We start from the raw sequence: 19,942 nt of genomic DNA, 5'->3' as shown, positions 1-19,942 counted from the left end.
CGGCTCCCGGTGCGCGGCGCGCGCTGACATGAACGATAGAGATCGATCACATGCGTATTTTCCATTATCTATATGTGGACGTCATCCCTACACTCGCGTTTCCCCATCCCTCAGTGATCCGAGCATGACCGAGCAGAAAGCAACCAACGTGACCTGGCATGAAGGCGAGGTGACGCGTGCCGAACGCGGCCAGCTGCTCGGCCAGAAAGGCGCCACGATCTGGTTCACCGGCCTGTCCGGCTCGGGCAAGAGCACGATCGCTGTCGCGCTCGAGAAGGTGCTGCACGAACGCGGTCATCTGGCTTATCGCCTTGATGGCGACAACATCCGCCTCGGCATCAACAAGAACCTCGGCTTCACTGCCGAAGATCGCGCCGAGAACATCCGCCGCATCGGCGAGATCGCCAAGCTGTACGTCGATACCGGCGTGATCGTGCTGTCGAGCTTCGTCTCGCCGTACTGCGCCGATCGCGACGTGGTGCGTGCGCTGCACGCTGAAGCCGGCATGGACTTCATCGAGGTCTATGTCGAAGTGCCTCTCGAAGAAGCCGAGAAGCGCGATCCCAAGGGCCTGTACAAAAAGGCCCGCGCGGGCCTGATCAAGAACTTCACCGGCATCAGCGATCCCTACGAAGCGCCGGAAGCCCCCGAGCTGGTGCTGCACACCGCCGAGATGAGCCTGCAGCAGGAAGTGGAAGCCGTCCTCGCTCTGCTCGCCGCGCGCGGCATCATCAAATCCTGAATTTCTTTTCGAGACTGAATCCCATGATCAAGCCACACGGTTCCACCGAACTGAACCCGCTGTATGTCGCTGACGATGCCAAGCGCGCCGCGCTCGCCAAGGAAGCCGAAACCCTGCCTTCGCTGCTGCTGAACTCGGCTGCCGCCGCCAACGCGGTGATGATGGGCGCCGGCTACTTCAACCCGCTGAGCGGCTACATGAATCTGGCCGATGCCCTCAGCGTCGCCAAGGACATGAAGACCACCGCCGGTCTGTTCTGGCCGGTGCCGATCGTCAACCTGACCAGCGACACCTCGATCAAGGCCGGCAGCCGCATCGCGCTGCGCGATCCGAATGTCGACGGTCATCCGGTGCTGGCGGTGATGGATGTCGCCGCCGTCGAAACGGTGACGGCCGAGCAGATCACGCTGATGGCCGAGAAGATCTTCGGCACGCTCGATCCCAAGCATCCAGGTGTCGGCACCTTCACGACGCTGGGCAACACGCTGCTGTCCGGCAACATCCAGGTGCTGAACTACAGCTACTTCCCGGCCGAGTTCCCGGACACCTTCCGCACCGCCGTCGAGATCCGCGCCGAGATCACCAAGCGTGGCTGGAAGAAGGTCGTCGCGTTCCAGACCCGCAACCCGATGCACCGCGCGCACGAAGAACTGTGCCGCATGGCCAAGGATCGCCTGAACGCCGACGGCATCGTCATTCACATGCTGCTCGGCAAGCTGAAGGCTGGCGACATTCCGGCCGATGTCCGTGACGCGGCGATCCGCAAGATGGTCGAGCTGTACTTCGAGCCGAACACGGTGATGGTCTGCGGCTACGGCTTCGACATGCTCTACGCCGGCCCGCGCGAAGCCGTGCTGCACGCGATCTTCCGCCAGAACATGGGCACCAACTACCTGATCGTCGGCCGCGACCACGCCGGCGTCGGCAGCTACTACGGCCCGTTCGATGCGCAGACGATCTTCGAAAGCGTGCCCAAGGGCGCACTGGAAATCGAGATCTTCGGCGCCGACAACACCGCCTGGAGCAAGAAGCTCAACCAGGTGGTGATGATGCGCGAAGCGCCGGAACACACGCCGGACGATTTCATCAACCTGTCCGGCACCAAGGTCCGCGAAATGCTCGGCAAGGGCATTGCGCCGCCGCCGGAGTTCTCGCGTCCGGAAGTGGCGAAGATCCTGTCCGACTACTACCAGGACCTCGATCGGGCTGCGGCCAAGGGCTGAACCCGGACAGCCGGAGGGTGCGCACGCACCCTCCGGCATCCTGATCGGCAGCGCGCTGCCGCCGCCAATCGGCGCGCGGCACCGCGTTGTCATCGCGGCGTTGATAATCGAGCCTGGTCTTCCACCAGCGCGCCCGATGTCCGCCAGCGAACTGCAACCCCAACTCGTCGAATGGCTGGAGATGCTCGGCAAGCCTTTGCTGCGCGCCGGGCTGTTCATGTTCGATCAGCAGTCGCCGCTGTATCTGCCGTATCTGGTCACCAGCCTGCTGTTCGGCTGGCTCGGCTGGCGCTACTTCGAGCGTGCGGCACCGGGCGCGATCCAGGATTTCTTCGCCAAACACTTCAGCCGCGCCCAGTGGTGGCATGACTCGGCCCGCGCGGATTACCGCTACTACTTCGTCAATGCCGTGGTCTTCACGGTCCTGATCGGGCCGCTACTGCTGTCAGCCGCGTGGTGCGCGGATCGGGCCCGCGATCTGTTCCAGTTCGGTCTCGGTACCGGCCCGGCCTGGACGGCAGGTCTCGGCTCGCGCATTGCCTACACGGTGCTGTTCTTCATCGCCTACGACCTCGGCCGCTGGATCGCCCACAGCCTGCTGCACGAATCGAAGCTGCTCTGGGAATTCCACAAGGTGCATCACTCGGCCGAAGTGTTGACACCAGTGACGGCGTTCCGCGTCCATCCGGTCGATCTGCTGGTGACCTTGTCGGTGCCGGCGCTGACGACCGCACCGATCACCGGCCTGTTCCTGTATCTGTACGCCGACGCAGTCACCGCGTTCAGCTTCCTGGGTCTCAATTTCGTCATCGGCCTGTCCGGCCTGATCGCCAATCTGAAGCACTGGCAGGTCTGGTTCCGCTACGGACCGCTCGACGGCTGGTGGATCAGCCCGGCCCATCACCAGATCCACCACTCAGCCGACCCGCGCCACTGGGGCAAGAATCGCGGCTTCGAACTCGGCTGCTGGGATCGCTGGTATGGCTCGCTGCATATCCCGGCCAAGCACAATGAAGTGACAGCGATGGGCTTCGGCGACGGCACAGAGCCGCAATGGCATTCGGTGCGGCAGATGATGTTGCAGCCCTTCGTTGCTGCCTGGAAGCTGCTGAGCAGGCCGGCCCGCGCGGCAACGGCTGCACTGCTGGTCACCAGCCTGCTGATGCTGGCGATCCCGCGCGCGAATGCTGCCGAGCCTGCCGGCGTTCGCATCGAAGACATGACTTGGCCGGAGCTGGCCGCGCGGATCAAGGCCGGGGCGACGACGGTGCTGCTGCCGATCGGCGGCATCGAGCAGAACGGTCCGGCGATGGCGTTCGCCAAGCACAACCGCATTGTCGTTGCGGCGGCCGATGCGATCGCCATCGAAGCCGGCAACACCCTGGTCGCGCCGCTGGTGCCGTTCTCGCCAGCCGGCGGGATCGCGCCGCGCAGTGCCCACATGCAATGGCCGGGGACGATCAGCCTGCGCGAATCGACTCTGAACGCGCTCCTCGAAGATGAGGTGAGCAGCCTCGCCGTCGCCGGCTTCACCCGCATCGCGCTGTTTGGCGATCACGGTGGCAGCCAGCCGGTGCAGGACGCGCTGGTCAAGCGACTGAACGCGACACTCGCCTCGCGCGGCGTGAAGCTGATCAGCCTGAACCGCTATTACGAACCTGCGCCGCTCGCCGACCGTCTGAAGGCGCTCGGTGCCGATCCTGCCGATGCCGGCGATCACGCCGGGCTGGTCGATACCTCGGAGCTGCTGTCGGTGGCGCCGGACCTGATCCGCAGCAAGCTGCTGTCGCCTGAAAGCTGGGCGCCTTACCAGACCCCGCCAGGACCAGGCTCATCCGGCCGGCCGGACAAGGCGAGTGCCGAGCTGGGGCGCGGCTTGCTCAAGCAGCGGATCGATGCAGCTGTCCAGCAACTGCAGGCCACGACGAAGTAAACGCTACAGCAGCATCGACGCCAGCGGCAGCGTGATCAGCGACAGCACCGTGCCGATGCCGATCACCAGATTCGCCAGGCTCGGATTGAGCTTGTACTGCTCGGCAAGGATGCCGGCGGTGACCATCGGCGGCATCGCGCACTGCAGGATGCCGGCAACTGCATTCGGTGCATTGATGTCGAGGCCGAGCAGCAGCGCCGCCCCGAAGACGAACAGCGGCGCGAACAGCATTTTCCAACCCAGGCCGCCGAGCAGGGTCAGACGCTGCTCGCCGATGCCGCGGAACTTCAGCTGCAGACCGACCGAGAACAGCGCCAGCGGCGTCAGGGTCTGACCGATACGGGTCAGCACTGTCTGCAGGATATCCGGCAGCCCCCCGAGCGGCCACAGCACCAGCGCCACCACCAGTGCCAGGAACGGCGTGAAGCCGAACACACGGCGGACGATCTGTGCCGCCGTCGGCTGAGCGCCGGAAAAATACGCGGCGACGATCACGCCGCCGATCGACAGCATCGTGAACGAGCCGAACTGATCGGCGATCACCGCCGCACCGACCAGCTCCGGCCCGCGCAGCGCCTCGATCATCGCCAGACCCATGTAGGCGGTATTGCCGAGGCCGCAGGTCAGGATCATCGCGCCGGTGGTGCCACGGCTCCAGTTGCGGCGGCGGCCGGTATAGCTGAACAACGCGATCGCGCCGAAGAACACGAACCAGGGGGCTATCGCCGGGAACAGCAGCTCGCGGCTGAAATGCAGCTTGGGAATCTCGACCAGGATCAGCGCCGGCAGCGCGACATTGACGATCCAGAAATTCAGCGCCTGAGGCGCACCCGGCGGCAGGCGCTGATCGCGCGCCATGGCGAGACCAATGCCCAGACAAAGGGCCAACAGCAGGATTGCGCTCATCAGCAGCTCAGTTTGATTTCGACGGGCAGCCGATCAGGTGATCGTCGACCACGCCCACCGCTTGCAGATAGGCGTAGATGATCGTCGTGCCGACAAACTTGAAGCCGCGCTTGAGCAGCGCCTTGCTGATCGTGTCGCTCAGCTCGGTACGCGCCGGCACCTGCTTCATGTCGGTCCAGCGATTGACGATGGGCTTGCCATCGACATGCTTCCACAGCCAGGCATCGAGGCTGCCGTGTTCCTCGCAGAGCTCGAGATAAGCCTGGGCGTTGCCGATGGTGGCGTTGATCTTGAGCTTGTTGCGGACGATGCCGGCATCGGCCATCAAGCGCTCGCGATCGGCATCGGTGTAGGCGGCAATCTTCTTCGCATCGAAGCCATCGAAGGCACGGCGATAACTGTCGCGCTTGGCGAGGATCGTCGACCAGCTCAAGCCGGCCTGTGCGCCTTCGAGGATCAGGAACTCGAACAGCACACGATCATCGTGGACCGGCTTGCCCCATTCGCTATCGTGATAGGCGCGTTCGCCCGCGGTCTTCATCGCCCACGCGCAAGGCGTGGGCGGCAACGCTGCACTCACGCGAACTGCAGCCGTTGACCGAAGGCCTGCGGACGCAGCACACCATCGCGGTAGACCAGCTTGCCGTTGACCCAGGTCGCGTCGATGCGCGCCTTGAAGCGATGGCCGTCGAACGGCGACCAGCCGCACTTGTAGCGCAGGCTTTCCGGGGTCACCTCGGTAACGCCGTTCGGATCGACGACCACCAGATCGGCATAACCGCCTTCGCGCAGATAGCCGCGATCGACGACGCCGAAGCGCTCGGCCGGCGTGTGGCAGGCGCGCTGCACGACTGTCTCCAGCGGCAGTTCGCCGCGCTCGACCAGTTCCATCAGCGCCAGCAGCGAGTGCTGCACCAGCGGCAGGCCGCTCGGCGCCTTGAAGTAGCTGTTGGCCTTCTCGGCAGCGGTGTGCGGCGCATGGTCGGTGGCGATGATGTCGATGACGCCATCGCGCACGGCGGCGATCAAGGCTTCGCGATCGGACGCCGATTTCACCGCCGGATTGCACTTCAGCTTCGAACCCAAGGTCGCGTACCAGGACTCGTCGAAATACAGGTGATGCACGCAGGCCTCGACGCTGATCCGCTTGGTCCGCGCATCACCCTTGGCAAAGAAATGCAGCTCGCTCGCCGACGTCATGTGCAGCACATGCAGCCGGGTACCGTGCTTGTCCGACAGGCCGACAGCCAGCTCGGTGGACTTGTAGCAGGCGGCGGCCGAACGGATGTACGGATGTTCGGAGAACGGCACGTCCTCGCCGTACTTCTCGCGCGCCGCGTCCTCGGCGATCTTGATCATCGGCGTGTCTTCGCAATGGGTGACGATCATCACCGGCGCGCGCTGGAAGATCTTGTCGAGCGTGTCCGGGTTGTCGACCAGCATGTTGCCGGTGGACGCACCCATGAAGATCTTGATCGCGCAGGCCTCGCCTTTCTGCAGCGCTTCCAGCTCGCTGAGATTGTCGTTGGTGGTGCCCATGTAGAACGCGTGATTCGCGAACGTGCGGCCGGCGGCGATGCGGTACTTGTCGGCCAGCGCCGCACGCGTGATCGTCTGCGGATTGACGTTCGGCATGTCCATGAAGCTGGTCACGCCACCGGCGACGGCAGCCGCTGATTCGCTCGCCAGATCGCCCTTGGCGGTCAGGCCCGGCTCGCGGAAATGGACCTGATCGTCGATCAGGCCCGGCAGCAGCAGGCGACCTTTGGCATCGAACACTTCGACGCCGGCCGGGGCCGTGATCTTCGGCGCGATCTTCTCGATGCGCTCGCCGCGAATCAGCAGATCCGCCTCGAAGCGGCGGCCTTCGTTGATGAGGGTGGCGTTGGTGATCAGCATGGCGGTTCAGATTCGGGACTTGAGCGGGAAGCGCTCGGGATGGCGGATCGACGCGACGGAAAGGTCGACGTCCAGTACCGGCCAGTAAAGGTGTTCGGGCGACGGCCACTCCACCTCGGTAATCGCGGCGACGCTCGCAGCCTTGAACCACGGAAATTCATCGAACGGCAGGAACAGTTCCTCATCGCCGAGCAGCATCCAGAAGCCGTGGCGCGAGATGTTGGTGACTTCAGCCGCCGAAGTGCTGATGCCAAGCATTGCTGATTTCATCGCTGCGCTCCTCGATCATGCGCTGCACTTCGCGCAAAGCCTGCGCCGACAAGCCGTGGTTCTGGGCCAGCTCGATGCGCGGCTGCAACCAGAATTTCGCTTCGCCCTCATCAGCCTGCACATGGACATGCAGGCGCGATTCCTCACGGGAGAAGAAGTAGAAACGGAAGCCTTTCTGCCTGAACAGCGTTGGACTCATGCAATCAGTTTATCCGAGGTCTCCCCATAGCAGCTGCAAGGCCGCAAGCGCCGCAACACCCGCCGTCTCGGTCCGCAACACCCGCGGCCCGAGACCGATGCCGACGCAGCCGGCTCGGCGTGCGGCGGCGATCTCGTTGTCCGATAGCCCACCTTCAGGGCCGATCAGCAGCGCGATGTTCGAAGCTGCGGCCAAGCTGCGCAGCGATACCGATTCGGTCGGCGCCAGCACCAGGCGCAGTGCTCGATCGCTGCTCGCCAGCCAGCCATCGAGCTTCTGCACCGGCAGCACTGCCGGCAGCGAGGTGCGGCCGCTCTGCTCGCAGGCCGAAACGGCGATGCCGCGCCAGTGCTCCAGCTTCTTGTCCCAGCGCTCGGCATCGAGCTTGACCACGCTGCGCTCGGACAGCAGCGGCAGGATGCGAGTCACGCCCAGCTCGACCGCCTTCTGCACCGTGTAGTCCATGCGCTCGCCTTTCGACACGCACTGCGCCAGGGTGATGTCGAGCCGCGATTCGCGATCGACCGGATCGAAGCTCTCGACATTGACCGAGACATCGCGCCGGCCGGTCGCCGTGATCGTTGCCGCGTACTCGCCGCCATTGCCGTTGAACAGGGTCAGCGGCTCGCCGATCTTCATGCGCAGCACCTGGGCGACGTGGCGCGCGGCCTCATCGGGCAGATCGAGGCTGGCGCCGACGGTCAGCGGCACGGGAATGTGGATGCGGGTCATGGCGTTGCGGAGATTTCAGGAACTTCGAGTGTGGCGGCTCGCTGCGCCGGCTCGCCATCGGCCAGTTTTTTCGCCGCCGCGTAGAAGCGTGGCCAGTCGCCACCCGCTTCGTCGAACAGCTTCGCGAAGCCCGGCAGCCACTGATGATAGAGCCCGAACGGCAACAGCTTGGCGTTGTTCAATTCACCGTCGATCCAGCCGTCGTAACCGGCATAGCCCTGCCAGGGACCATCGCGCAGCTGGCGGTAGTCAGCGCGCAGCCGCTCGAACTCGGCCTGCTTCGCGCTGCGCATCTCGGCTTCGGCGATACCGCTGGCATAGAGCTTCTGAAGGCGCTCGCGAGTCACGAGGATCAGGGCTGCGAACTGGTCGGCCCGCTCGCTGCGAATGCTGCTTTCAGCGGCTTGATGACGCGCCGCACGCCATTGCTTGAGCCCTTGCTGCTCGACGAAGCTGGCGAAGGATTCGTTGAAGCGGGTATCACCCTGCAGATACAGCTTCTGGTGCGCCAGCTCGTGAAAGACAGTGCCGGCGAGATCGTCGTCGTCCCAGCGCAGCATGGTGTTGAGCACCGGATCGTCGAACCAGCCAAGCGTGGAGTACGCCGGCACCTGGCCGATGTAGACCTCGTTGCCCTGCGCCTTCAGCCGCTCGGCTTCGGCTTTGAGACGAACCTCGTCGTAATAGCCGCGATAGGCGACGCAGCCGGCAATCGGGAAGCAGTGCTCGACGGCGTCCAGCGAAAACTCCGGCGTCGCGAACAGGTTCTGCAGCACCCAGGGACGGCCGAGATCGGCGTAGCTCGTGTAGCTGCCGTTGCGCGGCAGGCCGAGCGTGTCGGAGGCAAAGGCGCGTGCTTCCAGCGCCAGCTTGAGCTTGGCCTTGAGCTTGTCGTCGGTCGCCGGATCGGCGATCAGCTTGGCGATCGGCTGCCGGCTGCACAGCAGCTCGAACTGGCCTTTGGCCATGTGGGCGTAGTAGTCCAGCGTCGAGCAGCCGGACAGCAGCACGGTGGCGATCAGCAGCAGGCAATGCCTCATGCGCGCGCCAGCTCGAAATAGGAACCCTCGATCAGCTCGGCGCGTGAAACGCCCAGCGCCGCCAGCGTGGCGTCGACGAACGCGCGCTCGGCTTCCGGATCAGCGCCTTCCGGCACCACGGCTTCGATCTCGCCATAAGTGCCGAGACCGTCGACCTCATCGAGATGCAGGCGCACGTTGCGGCATAGCAACAGCGTGCGCCGCTTGGCGACAGTGGCCAGCACGCCAAGCGTGCCGGCGAGCAGGCTGCGCATCGCTTCCGGATCAGGCGCCGGCACCATCTGGTATTCGCTGAGCTGCAGGCCCTCGCGCTCGACCCGGCCGTAGCCGATCAAGTAGGCATGTTGGAAGCCATCCCGCGCTTCCTCGCGCAGCTTGAGCTTGCCGCTGGCGACGACGAAAAAGGTATCGCGCTGCGTGAGCACGGCTTCCGGCTGGTAGCCGATCGCGATCGCTGCAGCTTGCGCGGCGGCGTGATCAGGCAGCCGGAATTTCGCTTCGAGATTGAACATGCAGGCTTCAAGGTTTCAGGCGGCGATCACCGTCACCGGCACGCCATTGAGGGCAGCGTTGCCGCAGACCGTATCGAGCCGCAGCTCATCGGTCAGATCGTTCGGGCTGACGCCGGCATGGGCTTCGGCGATGCCGATGCGCGTGCCGCTGCGATCATGGCCCCAGCCATGCGGCAGGCTGACGACACCGGGCAGCATCGTGTCGCTGGCTTCGACAATGACGTCGACGGCACCGACTCTCGACGCCACGCGCACCATCGCGCCATCGGCAAGGCCATGGGCGGCGAGATCGTCCGGGTGCATCAGCAGGTGGTTGCGCACCGGGCCCTTCACCAGCCGCTGCGAGTTGTGCATCCACGAGTTATTGCTGCGCACGTGGCGACGGCCGATCAGCGACAACGCGGCGGGCTGGGCATCGTCCAGCTCGGAGGCGAACACCGCGAGTGCCGCGATCATTTCCGGCGGCGCGCACAAGATGAACTTGCCTGGATTGGCCAGCCGCTCCGGCAGGCAAGGTTCCAGCGCGCCGAGATCGACGCCGTGCGGCGCGGCTTTCAATGCCGCCAGCGACAGGTTCAGCGGATGCTTCTTCATACCGCCGTATGGGCCGATGCGCAGGCCCATGTCGATGACCTGATCGGGCCGCGGATGTGGCGCTCGCTTGGTTCCCAGCCGCTGGGCGATGCGATCACCCAGCGCTTCGAAGATCTCCCAATCGTGCCGCGCATCGGCCGGCCGCTCGAACAACGCTTCGCTATAGCGCGCGGTGTTGCGCACGGCGAACGTATGGAAGATCAGGTCGTAGTGATCGTGCTCCAGGGTGCAGGTCGGCGGCAGGATCACGTCGGCGTGACGCGTGGTTTCGTTCAGATAGAAATCGACGGCGACCATGAACGCCAGCGAGTCCAGCGCGCGATCCAGCTGGGTGCCGTTCGGCGTCGACAGCACCGGGTTGCCGGCCACCGTGATCAGGGCGCGGACTTGTCCCTCACCTTCCGTGAGGATTTCTTCCGCCAGCGCCGCGACCGGCAACTCGCCACCGAACTCCGGCAGGCCGCGCACGCGACTTTTCCAGCGGCCGAAGCTGCCGGGCCGCGAGGTCGGGTTGTCGACCAGATCGACCGCCGGACGCGTGAACATCGCCCCGCCCTCGCGGTCGAGATTGCCGGTGACAATGTTCAGCAACTGGATCAGCCATTGGCACAGGGTGCCGTGCTGCTGCGTCGACACGCCCATGCGGCCATAGGCAGCCGCGCGGGGTGCGGTGGCGAATTCACGGGCGATGCGCTGGATGGTTTCGGTGCTGATCCCGCAGTGGGCAGCAAGCTTGTCGAGATCGAGCGCGCCGATATCGGCCAGCGCCACTTCCAGCCCATCTTCCATCGCCGCCAGCTTGCCGGGATGGCCGAGGTTGTCGTTGTCGATGACTTTCAGAAGGCCGGCGAGGAACGCGGCATCGGTACCCGGGCGAATGAACAGATGCTCGTCGGCGACCTCGGCGGTTTCCGAGCGGCGTGGATCGAGCACCACCATGCGGCCGCCGCGCGCCTGCAGCGCTTTCAGGCGTTTCGGGAATGCCGGCACCGTCATCAGGCTGCCGTTGGACGCCATCGGATTGGCGCCAAGCACCAGCAGATAGTCGGTGCGATCGATGTCGGCGATCGGTACCAGCAGCTGATGGCCGTACATCCAGTAGGCGAGCAGCTGATGCGGCAGTTGATCGACTGAAGTCGCGGAGAAGCGGTTCCTGGTCTTGATCGTGCCGAGGAAGCGCGGGCCGTGAGTCAGGCCGCCGTAGTTGTGCACGGTCGGGTTGCCGAGATAGTTGGCGACCGCATCGCCACCATGCTGCTCGACGATGCTGCACAGGCGGTCGGCAACCAGATCGAAAGCCTCGTCCCAGGTCATTTCCTGCCAGCCGGATTCGGTACGGCGGAGTGGCTTGCGCAGACGATCACCGTCCTCGTACAGGTCTTTCAGCGCCACCGCTTTCGGGCAGATGTGGCCCAGCGACAGCGGATCGGCATCGTCGGGGCGGATCGACAGGATCTCGCCGCCGGCAACCCGGATCTCCAGGCCGCAGATCGCTTCGCAGAGATTGCAGGCGCGGTGGTGAACGCGGACGTCGTTGGCTGCATCGGCTGGCATCTTGGCTGTGCTCATAGCGTTTGGCTGGGACTAACTTAGCGCAATCCGCTCGATATACTTCGGCCCCGATTTCAACGGCTGAATCCCGATGTCGTTCAAGGCCCTGACGCTCGATCTCGACGACACGCTATGGCCGATCGCGCCGACCATCCAGGCCGCCGAAGCAGCCGCCAATGCCTGGTTCGCCGAGCACGCGCCGGTGGTGCTCGAAGCCTGGAACGAAGGCGGCCGGCTGCTGCTGCGCAACCGCGTTGTCGCCGCGTTTCCGAATCAGCGTCACGACCTCGGTTTCCTGCGTCGCGAGATGTTCCGGCAGATGCTCGCCGACTGCGGCCTCGACGACCGCCGCGCGGCCGAGGTCTACGAGGTGTTCATCGCCGAACGCCAGCGCGTGACGCTGTATCCAGGCGCCCTCGCCGCGCTGGAAAAGCTGGCCGCGCGCTATCCGCTGGCTGCGGTTTCCAATGGCAATGCCGATCTGGCCCGGATCGGCCTGGACCAGCATTTCCGCTTCTCGCTGTCGGCCGGCGAGCACGGCGCCGCCAAGCCGGATCCGGGCATCTATCTCGCCGCCTGCAAGCGCCTGGGCATCGATGCCGGCGAGGTATTGCATGTCGGGGACGATCCGCACACCGATGTGCTCGGTGCCCGCCGTGCCGGGCTGCGCGCCGCCTGGATCAATGCTGAGGGCACGCCTTGGGAGCATGACGAGCACGCACCCGAGATCGAAGCGGCATCGTTTGCCGAGTTGGTCGAGCGCCTGCTGCTGCGTTGACGACTCAGGCCGCCGGCTTGGGCTTCTGCTTGTCGAGCCAGACTTCCAGGCCCTGGGTGTTCAGCTCGATGTCGAAGGCCAGCCATTCGCGGGCCACGTCGTCGGTCACTGGCGAGGCGTTCGCCGCCAGTTCTTCGAGCGAATAGAGCATCAGCGCTTCGTAGATGCGCGCATGACGATCCGGCGCATCGGCCAGATGCAGGGCGATGCTCTGATACATGGCGATACCGCCGCCGAGGTCTGCCGCCAATTGCGCGACGTTGTCGACGCGCCCATAGTGCGTCAGGAACATGTACGCCGGATCGGCCGCGAGATAGCGGCTGATGGTCTTCAGCCAGGCCTCCGGCTCGAACTGCACCGGCGTCGTCGTCGGCATCAGATACGGGCCGTTCGGGCCATCGAACAGGCGATACGACAGGCCGAAGGTATCGCCGGTGAACCAGCCCCGGCTCTGGGCATCCCAGATCGAGAAGTGGTGGCGGGCATGACCAGGCGAATCGATGAAGGTCAGCTTGCGGCCGTTGAAATCGAGCACGTAGTTGTCGTCGGCAACAATCACGCGCTCCTCCGCCACCGGCAGGATTTCGCCATACATCGCCGCCATGTTCTCGGGACCGTAGACCGCCGTCGCCCCGGCGATCAGCGCCGACGGATCGATCAGATGCCGGGCACCGCGCGGATGCACCACCAGCTTCGCGTTCGGGCAGTCCTTCATCAACAGGCCGACGCCACCGGCGTGATCGAGATGGACATGGGTCGGGATCACATAGGCGATTTGATCAAGCCCGATGCCACGCTCGGCAAGCACCGCCTTCAAACCGGGCACCGACAGCGAAGTGCCACATTCGATGAATGCGTACTGGTTGCCTGCCTGCACCAAGTAGCAGCAAGCAAGACCGGTGCGCTGCTGCTCGGTGTCGATGCAGCTGATGCTGTCGGGGTAATCGATGACAGCCGGAAGCTTGGCGGGGAACATGGCGGTCCGGAGAGTGGGACGAATATCGGAATTATAGGGATGCCATGCGAACAGCAACTCGGTGCTGCGAGATTTCCAGACGACAACCGCGACGGAATCCACGGAGGAGCAAGAAGCTGGTGCGGCTTGATCCGGCGGCGACTATGACCGGATTCACACCAAGTTTCGATTTAGACATTTTTTAGACAGTTTCTTGCTTTTCGATGCCCATAGAATCGACCGATCCTCGTCAATGAAGCCAGCAATCTCCATGCGCCACAAAACAGCGGCAACGGCCGCAACGCTGCTCTTGCTCGCTGCCTGCGGTGGTGGCGGTAGTACTGGCGGTGGCGACGATGGCGGTGGTCTTGGCCCGGACGCCTCGCTGTGGCAGCAGCGCACCGCTGCCTCGGACCGCTACACAGGGTTCTGCGCGGCACCGCGCAGTGGCAACGATCCCTATAACGACAACCTGCCCTATCCCGATCGCCAAGGCTCGATCGACGACGAGAAGCTCTGGCTCAGGACCTACATGCACGAGGTCTACCTGTGGAACGACGAGATCCCGGACGCCAGAGCCTCGCGTTACACAGCTGCCGCCTACGGCAGCGTGCCGGCCGCGCTCGATGCCTACCTGTATGCCCTGACGACTCCCAAGGTCACGGCCTCCGGCAAATTCAAGGACGCCTACAGCTTCACCTACCCCACCGACCAGTGGAACGCGTTGTCGCAGTTGGGCGTGGGAATCGGCTACGGCATGGAAGTGGCACTGCTGGCGAGCACCCCACCGCGCAGCGCCATCGTGGTCTACACCGACGTCGGCACGCCGGCTTTCTCTCAGGGGATCGCGCGCGGTGCCGAAGTGCTGGCGGTCGACGGCGTCGACTGGGTCAACGACAACACCCGCGCTGGCGTCGACACCCTCTACGCCGGCCTGTTTCCAGCCACGGCGGGTGAAGTCCACAGGTTTACCCTGCGCGACCGCAACGGCGGGATCCGCGATGTCTTCCTGCAGTCCTTGGCGCTGAACAGTGTGCCGGTGGAGCGGGTTCAGACCTTTGACACGCCGGCAGGACGCGTCGGCTACCTGGTCTTCAAGGAGCATTACGCCACCGCCGAGGGCGAGCTGGCGGCCGCGCTCACGCGGTTTCGCGACGCCGGCATCACCGACCTGGTGCTGGACATGCGCTACAACGGCGGCGGCTACCTCGACATCGCCAGCGAACTCGCCTTCATGGTCGCCGGCCAGACGCGCAGCAATGGTCGCGTCTTCGAGCAGCTGCGCTTCAACACCACCAACCCGCTGGCCAGATCACCCGATTCCACCGTCGCCTTCCATGCCACCTCGCAGGGTTTCGACCCAAGCCTGGATTCGGGCAAGGCCCTGCCGGAACTGAGCCTCTCACGCGTCTTCGTGCTTGCGGGGCGCGGCACCTGCTCGGCCAGCGAAGCGCTGATCAACGGCCTGCGCGGCATCGGCGTACAGGCAGTGCTGATCGGCGGCACCACCTGCGGCAAACCTTATGGCTTCTACGCGCAGGAAAACTGCGGACTGTCGTACTTCGCCATCGAGTTCTCCGGCGCCAACGACCAAGGCTTCAGCGACTTCGCCGATGGTTTCGCGCCGGACTGCAGAGTGAGCGATGACTACGGGCACGAACTCGGCGATCCCAACGAGGCCCTGCTTGCCACCGCACTGAACTGGCAGCAGACCGGTACTTGCGGGACGAGCAGCGCGACGAGGGCCGCGGCGGTGCAGCGTCCCGCATCCGAGGTCTCGCAACTGCTGCGCAGTCCGCTGCACGAGAACGCCTGGAGACGCTCGCCGCGTTGAGGCCGGCGACTTGGAGTCCGAAACTTCTCCGGAATCCTGAGGGGGCCGGATTGAATACCTTTATTTGGCCATCCATGGCCGGGCATTGACGTCCAGCGAGCAATGTTCGCTGGACGTCAATCCTGCCGCCACTTGAACAGCACGGCGCCCAAGCCGAGAAACACCGCACTCATCAGCGCCATCATCCCGAGCGGATAGCCGAGTTGCGCCAGCCCGGTGCCATCGAGCATGATCGACCGCGCGGCGTTGAGCAGATGGGTCAGCGGGAAGAAATCGGCGGCGATCTGCAGCGCGCGTGGGGCGCCGTCCATCGAGAAGAACACGCCGCAGACGACCATCATCGGCGTCGAGATCACGTTGAGGATGCCGCCGGCCAGTTCCTCGCTGGCGAGCCTTGCCGAAACCACCAGGCCCATCGCGATCATCGAGAAGGCGCCGAGGGTGACGACCACCAGCAGGTCCAGATACGAGCCTTCCATGCGCAGGCCGAGCAGCAGGCGGCAGGCGCCGAAGACCAGTATGTTGACGATCAGGATCAGCGCCAGACGCGACAGCAGCTGTGCCAGCAGGAACTCGAAGGCGCGCAGCGGCGTGGCGTTGAGCCGCTTCAGATAGCCGTTCTTGCGATAGCGGACGATCACATAGCCGATGCCGAACAGGCAGGCGAACATCATGTTCATGCCGAGCACGCCCGGCGCCACCCAGTCGACATAGCGGATCGACTTGCCGGTGGTCACTTCACGTTGCAATGCCGCGCCGCCGCTGCCGGCGATCAGGCGTTCCAGCAGGGCGCCTTTCGGTGACTGCTCGTTGACCCAGTAGGCCGGTGGCGTGGCGGTGAAATCGATCAGCAGATCGATGCGATGTCGCTGCACCTTCGGCAGTGCCAAGTCACGGCTGTCCTCGCGATAGAACTGCACCTGCGGCGTGTCGAGGAAGGGATGCAGGCTGGCATCGAGCTTGGCCTCGGCAGGAGCAATCACCGCGACCTTGAACAGCGGCTGGCCGGGTCCGGAGAACACGAAGGCCAGGCCGATCACCATCAGGATCGGGAACACCAGGTTCCAGCCGAGCGAGGAACGATCGCGGACGAATTCGAGGCTGCGCGCCCAGGCGGCGGCGGCGATACGGCGCAGAGAGTCTTTCATTATCGGGCCTTCATTCCCGCAGCCCCCGGCCAGTGAGTTCGATGAACAGGTCTTCCAGGGTTCGCGGCCGGATACGCAGTTGCGCCAGCGATACGCCAGCGGCAAGCAACGTGGCGACAGCAGCGTTGACGTCCGGCGTCTGGATTTCCAGGGTGTCGCCTTTCGGCGTGCCGGCCAGCGTGCTGCCAGCCAGTTTCGAGGCTTCGGCGGCCGGGACTTCGAGGACTGAATCGTTGAAGTGTTCGGCGAGCAGCTGGCTCGGCACGCCGCGGGCGATGATCTGGCCGGCGTCGACGATGACGATCTCGTCGCAGAGCAGATAGGCCTCTTCCATGTAGTGGGTGGTCAGCACGATGGTGCGGCCGGCGGCCTTGATGTCGCGGACCAGATCCCAGAAATTGCGCCGTGCCTGCGGATCGAGGCCGGTGGTCGGTTCGTCGAGAAACAGCAGCTCCGGATCGTTGACCAGGGCGATTGCCAGTAACAATCGTTGCCGCTGGCCGCCGCTGAGCTTGCGGCTGTCGCGATCAAGGAAATCCTCGAGCCGGCACAACGCGATCAGCTCATCGAGCGAGCGGCGTACCGGATACAGCGCGCTGAAGAAGCGCAGGTTCTCGATCACCGTCAGGTGGTCCTGCAGCGCGGTCGACTGGAACTGGATGCCGACCCGCTCGCGATAACGCGGCCCGAGCGGCTCGCCGCGGTAGCGGATGCTGCCGGAAGTCGGCGTCAGCAGGCCTTCGCACATCTCGATCGTCGTGCTCTTGCCGGCCCCGTTCGGGCCGAGCAGACCGAAGCAGGTGCCGGTCTTGACGTCGAAGCTCAGGCCGTTGACCGCCTTCACCTGTTTGAAGTGCTTGACCAGTTCGCGCACTTCGAGCGCTGTTTCGTATTCCATCCTGACGAGTCTGCCGCAAGGTGATGACACTTGCAGCCTCCGGCTAGCGATGCGGCCGGAAAGCCCGGAAACCTCGATTGTCTGGCCTGTATTCCCTATCGGCCCGGCCGGTGAACTGCGCGCAGACTCCGGACACAACAACACCTATAAATCATCGAGGAGACCACCATGCTGACCGTCATCCGCAGCGCAGCCGTTGCGCTTGTCACGCTGTTGCCAACCTTGGCCAGCGCAGTACCCGAAGGTCCGACCTATCCCTCACCCGCCTGGGCAGCGCGTGAAACGGCGAACTACGCGAAGGTGCTCGAAGCACCGACCGAACAGGCCTTCAACCCGGCCTTCCTGCGCCGGCTGAGCACCCAGAGTTTGCTCAACACCACCGATCTGCTGCTGCGCAATACGCTCGATCCGAGCTGGGTGCTGGCCTACACGCCAACGCTCGCGGCGGCGATCCAGGCGCTGGGCGATGGCACGCCGGTGCAGCGGACACTCGACAACGTCTACGCCCTGCTGCGCAACGATCCCTCGGCCTCGCTGCGCCTGCCGCTGAATGTGCCGATAGCGCTGCCGGTGTGCGCCAGCTATGCCCTGCAATGCGCCGGCGACCCCTACCGCTGGCCGTCGGCCGATCCGTTCTACACGCTGGAAGCGAACGTCGAGCCGGTGGTGTTCTACGACTCTGGTTGTGCGCGCTTGTCCGGCCGGGTCTGGAAGCCGCGCGGCGTGCTGCCGGGGCGCCGGCTGCCGGGCATCGTGATCCAGAACGGCTCGGTGCAGGCGCCGGAAACCGCGTACTGGTGGATGGCCCAGGCGCTGGTCCGCGCCGGCTACACGGTGCTGAGCTTCGATCCACGCGGCCAGGGCCGCTCGGACTTCGCCACACCCGATCTGCAGCAGGGCACCAACATCAACCCGAGCGTGTTCTGGACCGGCCTCGTCGATGCGATCGATTTCATGCGCTCGCGGCCGGGCAAGCCGTATCCGAACGCCGCGCGCTGCGGCCGTAGTTATCCGACCCGCACTGCCAGCATCAATCCATTCCATGCCGTGCTCGATCTCGATCGCCTCGGCATCGTCGGCCATTCGCTGGCGCGGTCGGCGTGTCGATCGTTCAAGGCTATGGCGCGGCCGGTGCCGATCCCTGGCCGGGCAAGCTCGATAACCGCAACCCGGTCGACGTCGCAGTCGCCTGGGATGGCCTGATCTCGCCGGCCGACGGCACGCCGGGCGGCGCCGGTGGCGCGCTGTTCGATCGCCTGCCCGAACTGCTGACGCGCAGCGTCATCGACCGGCTGATCACGCGCGACGAACCGCGCTGGCAGCCGCGAGTGCCGACGATGGGCCAGTCCTCCGAGTATGGTCTGGCGCCGCTGCCGTTCACCGCGCCGCCGGAACCGGAATCGCACAAGGTCGGCTTCAAGGCCTGGCAGCTGGCCGGCGTGCCGAGCTACGAGCTGAGCATCCGCGGCAGCACGCACTACGAGTGGTCGCAGATCCCGACCTTCCCGACTACCTCGTGGTGTCCGTCAACCGCCGGGGGCCGCTGCAACGGTGGCTTCGGCCGGCCGATGGCCGAGCACTACACGCTGGCCTGGCTCGATCGCTGGCTGAAACGCAGTGGCGAAACCGGCTACGCGACGGCCGATGCGCGGCTGCTCGACGACAGCAGCTGGCGTGATCGCAGCAGCTTCTACTACCGCTCGGCGCGCAGCTTCAGTACCCGCGGCGGCGTTGCGAAGGTCTGCGAGGACATCCGCGCAGGCTGCTGAAAACCGGGGCCAGCGGTTGACCGCTGGCCCTGCTTCAGGGCTTGCTTGCCTTCAGCCGGATCAGATCGATCAGATCCTCACGGCGATAGATCGCCAGCTTCCGGTAGATGCGGGTCGTGTGATTGGCGACCGTCGACACAGCGATGCCGTACTGGCGGGCAATCGATTTCAAGGTCTTGCCGTTGCCAAGCGCACGGGCGATTTCCTGCTCGCGCGGGGACAGCATGTCCAGCGGCAGCGGCTTGCGGGCGTAGATGAGATACAGCTGGCCGGAACGGCGCACCCGAATGTGCAGCGGCGCGTGGATGAAATCGCCGCCTTCGTCGCCGAGGGTCGATTCCGGCAGTTCGAACGGCAGCTTCAGGATCGGCGCCGCCTGGTCTTCGCCGAGCATTTCGCGGAAGCGTTCGCTGGCCGCGAAGACGCTGCCCTCGGCATCGACCATCGCCGCCGAACCGCGATTGGCGCGGCCCATCGCCTGCAGCCAGTCATCGCGGCGAATGAACTGGCGCAGCGCCAGCGCACCGGCTTCGACCATGTGCGCGAGCACCCGACGGAACGTCTCGGCCGCCGGCAGCTTGCGATCCGCCGTGAACTGCATCAGCACGGTGCTGATCACGCCGGAATCGCGGTGCCGATACTGAATGGCCAGGCCGACCTGACCGCGCATCGGCACTTCGATCGACGCCTCGCTCTGATCACTGGTGAACGGCAGCGCGGCCATCAGCTGCGGCGTGAACTGCGTCTGGCTCTGGCCCGGCGGATGCTGGGTCAACTCGCCGCCGCTGGTACCGACGCCGCGCGACCACCAGGCGGCGCGGCTGGCACCCAGGCGTTCGCAGAGCCTGGCTAGCGCCTTGCCGCGATAGTCCTGACATTCTTCCTCGATGGCCGAGCGGTACAGCGTGTTGATCAGTTCGTCAGTCGGTTCCATCGCAGCTGTCATCTCCTGGGCCGCA

At 65.0% G+C, this 19,942-nt stretch carries 20 protein-coding genes; 7 read left to right on the top strand and 13 right to left on the bottom strand.

From position 1 onward, the window contains the following. The first annotated feature begins 124 nt into the window (after positions 1–124). The 3 genes from cysC to G513_RS25210 all read left to right on the top strand — a co-directional run bounded on the left by cysC (position 125) and on the right by G513_RS25210 (position 3,898). Complete coding sequence (gene cysC, locus G513_RS0119515) at positions 125–742, top strand: adenylyl-sulfate kinase (protein WP_022978548.1); 618 nt, start codon at positions 125–127, stop codon at positions 740–742. Between the two features lie 23 nt (positions 743–765). Next, positions 766–1,965: a sulfate adenylyltransferase gene (gene sat, locus G513_RS0119510; RefSeq protein ID WP_022978547.1), complete on the top strand. Its 1,200-nt coding sequence runs from the start codon at positions 766–768 to the stop codon at positions 1,963–1,965. A 136-nt stretch (positions 1,966–2,101) separates the two neighbouring features. Beyond that, positions 2,102–3,898 carry a creatininase family protein gene (locus G513_RS25210; protein ID WP_022978546.1) on the top strand — a complete coding sequence of 599 codons (1,797 nt, stop codon included), beginning with the start codon at positions 2,102–2,104 and terminating at the stop codon, positions 3,896–3,898. A 3-nt stretch (positions 3,899–3,901) separates the two neighbouring features. On the opposite strand, the gene G513_RS0119495 is transcribed toward G513_RS25210, so the two are convergent. Genes G513_RS0119495 through G513_RS0119455 form a run of 9 tightly spaced genes read right to left on the bottom strand, consistent with a single transcriptional unit; the run spans position 3,902 to position 11,619 of the window. Further along, entirely contained in the window at positions 3,902–4,804 is a 903-nt protein-coding gene (locus G513_RS0119495; RefSeq protein WP_022978545.1) for an AEC family transporter, read from the bottom strand. 7 nt (positions 4,805–4,811) lie between these two features. After that, on the bottom strand, positions 4,812–5,345 hold the full coding sequence (locus tag G513_RS0119490) for a DNA-3-methyladenine glycosylase I (protein ID WP_022978544.1): 534 nt from the start codon (positions 5,343–5,345) through the stop codon (positions 4,812–4,814). Between the two features lie 35 nt (positions 5,346–5,380). Next, complete coding sequence (locus G513_RS0119485) at positions 5,381–6,703, bottom strand: dihydroorotase (RefSeq protein ID WP_022978543.1); 1,323 nt, start codon at positions 6,701–6,703, stop codon at positions 5,381–5,383. A gap of 6 nt (positions 6,704–6,709) precedes the next feature. Beyond that, complete coding sequence (locus tag G513_RS0119480) at positions 6,710–6,973, bottom strand: DUF2442 domain-containing protein (RefSeq protein ID WP_022978542.1); 264 nt, start codon at positions 6,971–6,973, stop codon at positions 6,710–6,712. Next, a complete protein-coding gene (locus G513_RS0119475; protein WP_022978541.1) occupies positions 6,933–7,172 on the bottom strand; it encodes a DUF4160 domain-containing protein in 240 nt (79 codons plus the stop codon). The genes G513_RS0119480 and G513_RS0119475 overlap by 41 nt, the downstream gene beginning before the upstream one ends. A 9-nt stretch (positions 7,173–7,181) precedes the next feature. Continuing rightward, positions 7,182–7,904, bottom strand: a complete 723-nt coding sequence (locus G513_RS0119470) for a 16S rRNA (uracil(1498)-N(3))-methyltransferase (protein WP_022978540.1) — start codon at positions 7,902–7,904, stop codon at positions 7,182–7,184. Further along, positions 7,901–8,944 (bottom strand): aminopeptidase, encoded by a 1,044-nt coding sequence (locus G513_RS24235; RefSeq protein ID WP_022978539.1) that lies wholly within the window; start codon positions 8,942–8,944, stop codon positions 7,901–7,903. The genes G513_RS0119470 and G513_RS24235 overlap by 4 nt, the downstream gene beginning before the upstream one ends. Further along, positions 8,941–9,456 carry a class IV adenylate cyclase gene (locus G513_RS0119460; protein WP_022978538.1) on the bottom strand — a complete coding sequence of 172 codons (516 nt, stop codon included), beginning with the start codon at positions 9,454–9,456 and terminating at the stop codon, positions 8,941–8,943. Before G513_RS0119460 ends, G513_RS24235 begins: the two co-directional genes overlap by 4 nt. A gap of 15 nt (positions 9,457–9,471) precedes the next feature. Beyond that, the gene (locus G513_RS0119455; RefSeq protein WP_022978537.1) at positions 9,472–11,619 is read right to left on the bottom strand and encodes a molybdopterin oxidoreductase family protein; all 2,148 of its coding nucleotides are present in this window, start codon (positions 11,617–11,619) and stop codon (positions 9,472–9,474) included. 73 nt (positions 11,620–11,692) lie between these two features. On the opposite strand from G513_RS0119455, the gene G513_RS24230 reads away from it, so the two are divergent. Then, the gene (locus tag G513_RS24230) at positions 11,693–12,379 is read left to right on the top strand and encodes an HAD family hydrolase (protein ID WP_022978536.1); all 687 of its coding nucleotides are present in this window, start codon (positions 11,693–11,695) and stop codon (positions 12,377–12,379) included. Positions 12,380–12,383: 4 nt separating this feature from the next. Here the strand turns inward: G513_RS24230 and G513_RS0119445 are convergent, their stop codons facing one another. Further along, on the bottom strand, positions 12,384–13,355 hold the full coding sequence (locus G513_RS0119445) for an MBL fold metallo-hydrolase (protein WP_022978535.1): 972 nt from the start codon (positions 13,353–13,355) through the stop codon (positions 12,384–12,386). A gap of 250 nt (positions 13,356–13,605) precedes the next feature. On the opposite strand from G513_RS0119445, the gene G513_RS24225 reads away from it, so the two are divergent. After that, positions 13,606–15,168 carry a S41 family peptidase gene (locus tag G513_RS24225; protein ID WP_022978534.1) on the top strand — a complete coding sequence of 521 codons (1,563 nt, stop codon included), beginning with the start codon at positions 13,606–13,608 and terminating at the stop codon, positions 15,166–15,168. Between the two features lie 116 nt (positions 15,169–15,284). On the opposite strand, the gene G513_RS0119435 is transcribed toward G513_RS24225, so the two are convergent. Together G513_RS0119435 and G513_RS0119430 are read right to left on the bottom strand one after the other, a co-directional pair. After that, complete coding sequence (locus tag G513_RS0119435; RefSeq protein WP_022978533.1) at positions 15,285–16,316, bottom strand: ABC transporter permease; 1,032 nt, start codon at positions 16,314–16,316, stop codon at positions 15,285–15,287. A gap of 10 nt (positions 16,317–16,326) precedes the next feature. After that, positions 16,327–17,214 (bottom strand): ABC transporter ATP-binding protein, encoded by an 888-nt coding sequence (locus tag G513_RS0119430; protein ID WP_022978532.1) that lies wholly within the window; start codon positions 17,212–17,214, stop codon positions 16,327–16,329. Between the two features lie 168 nt (positions 17,215–17,382). Here G513_RS0119430 and G513_RS0119425 point away from each other — a divergent pair, with 168 nt between their 5' ends. Next, on the top strand, positions 17,383–18,417 hold the full coding sequence (locus G513_RS0119425) for an alpha/beta hydrolase family protein (protein WP_022978531.1): 1,035 nt from the start codon (positions 17,383–17,385) through the stop codon (positions 18,415–18,417). Then, complete coding sequence (locus tag G513_RS0119420) at positions 18,315–18,983, top strand: hypothetical protein (protein WP_022978530.1); 669 nt, start codon at positions 18,315–18,317, stop codon at positions 18,981–18,983. The genes G513_RS0119425 and G513_RS0119420 overlap by 103 nt, the downstream gene beginning before the upstream one ends. Positions 18,984–19,017: 34 nt before the next feature. Here the strand turns inward: G513_RS0119420 and G513_RS0119415 are convergent, their stop codons facing one another. After that, entirely contained in the window at positions 19,018–19,917 is a 900-nt protein-coding gene (locus tag G513_RS0119415; protein ID WP_022978529.1) for a helix-turn-helix transcriptional regulator, read from the bottom strand. Positions 19,918–19,942 lie beyond the last annotated feature (25 nt).

The sequence above is a fragment of the Nevskia ramosa DSM 11499 genome (assembly GCF_000420645.1).
Taxonomy (GTDB): domain Bacteria; phylum Pseudomonadota; class Gammaproteobacteria; order Nevskiales; family Nevskiaceae; genus Nevskia; species Nevskia ramosa.
The sequence above is the reverse complement of the archived record's forward strand: the minus strand, read 5'-3'. Positions and strand labels throughout refer to the sequence as shown.

Bases quoted from the DNA above. Each gene is read 5' to 3' on its own strand.
- G513_RS0119455 (WP_022978537.1), bottom strand. From the start codon at position 11,619: ATGAGCACAGCCAAGATGCCAGCCGATGCAGCCAACGACGTCCGCGTT.
- G513_RS0119495 (WP_022978545.1), bottom strand. From the start codon at position 4,804: ATGAGCGCAATCCTGCTGTTGGCCCTTTGTCTGGGCATTGGTCTCGCC.
- G513_RS0119445 (WP_022978535.1), bottom strand. From the start codon at position 13,355: ATGTTCCCCGCCAAGCTTCCGGCTGTCATCGATTACCCCGACAGCATC.
- G513_RS0119460 (WP_022978538.1), bottom strand. From the start codon at position 9,456: ATGTTCAATCTCGAAGCGAAATTCCGGCTGCCTGATCACGCCGCCGCG.
- G513_RS0119430 (WP_022978532.1), bottom strand. From the start codon at position 17,214: ATGGAATACGAAACAGCGCTCGAAGTGCGCGAACTGGTCAAGCACTTC.
- G513_RS0119490 (WP_022978544.1), bottom strand. From the start codon at position 5,345: ATGAAGACCGCGGGCGAACGCGCCTATCACGATAGCGAATGGGGCAAG.
- G513_RS24230 (WP_022978536.1), top strand. From the start codon at position 11,693: ATGTCGTTCAAGGCCCTGACGCTCGATCTCGACGACACGCTATGGCCG.
- G513_RS0119435 (WP_022978533.1), bottom strand. From the start codon at position 16,316: ATGAAAGACTCTCTGCGCCGTATCGCCGCCGCCGCCTGGGCGCGCAGC.
- G513_RS0119485 (WP_022978543.1), bottom strand. From the start codon at position 6,703: ATGCTGATCACCAACGCCACCCTCATCAACGAAGGCCGCCGCTTCGAG.
- cysC (WP_022978548.1), top strand. From the start codon at position 125: ATGACCGAGCAGAAAGCAACCAACGTGACCTGGCATGAAGGCGAGGTG.
- G513_RS0119475 (WP_022978541.1), bottom strand. From the start codon at position 7,172: ATGAGTCCAACGCTGTTCAGGCAGAAAGGCTTCCGTTTCTACTTCTTC.
- sat (WP_022978547.1), top strand. From the start codon at position 766: ATGATCAAGCCACACGGTTCCACCGAACTGAACCCGCTGTATGTCGCT.
- G513_RS0119415 (WP_022978529.1), bottom strand. From the start codon at position 19,917: ATGGAACCGACTGACGAACTGATCAACACGCTGTACCGCTCGGCCATC.
- G513_RS24225 (WP_022978534.1), top strand. From the start codon at position 13,606: ATGCGCCACAAAACAGCGGCAACGGCCGCAACGCTGCTCTTGCTCGCT.
- G513_RS24235 (WP_022978539.1), bottom strand. From the start codon at position 8,944: ATGAGGCATTGCCTGCTGCTGATCGCCACCGTGCTGCTGTCCGGCTGC.
- G513_RS0119425 (WP_022978531.1), top strand. From the start codon at position 17,383: ATGCTGACCGTCATCCGCAGCGCAGCCGTTGCGCTTGTCACGCTGTTG.
- G513_RS0119470 (WP_022978540.1), bottom strand. From the start codon at position 7,904: ATGACCCGCATCCACATTCCCGTGCCGCTGACCGTCGGCGCCAGCCTC.
- G513_RS0119480 (WP_022978542.1), bottom strand. From the start codon at position 6,973: ATGAAATCAGCAATGCTTGGCATCAGCACTTCGGCGGCTGAAGTCACC.
- G513_RS25210 (WP_022978546.1), top strand. From the start codon at position 2,102: ATGTCCGCCAGCGAACTGCAACCCCAACTCGTCGAATGGCTGGAGATG.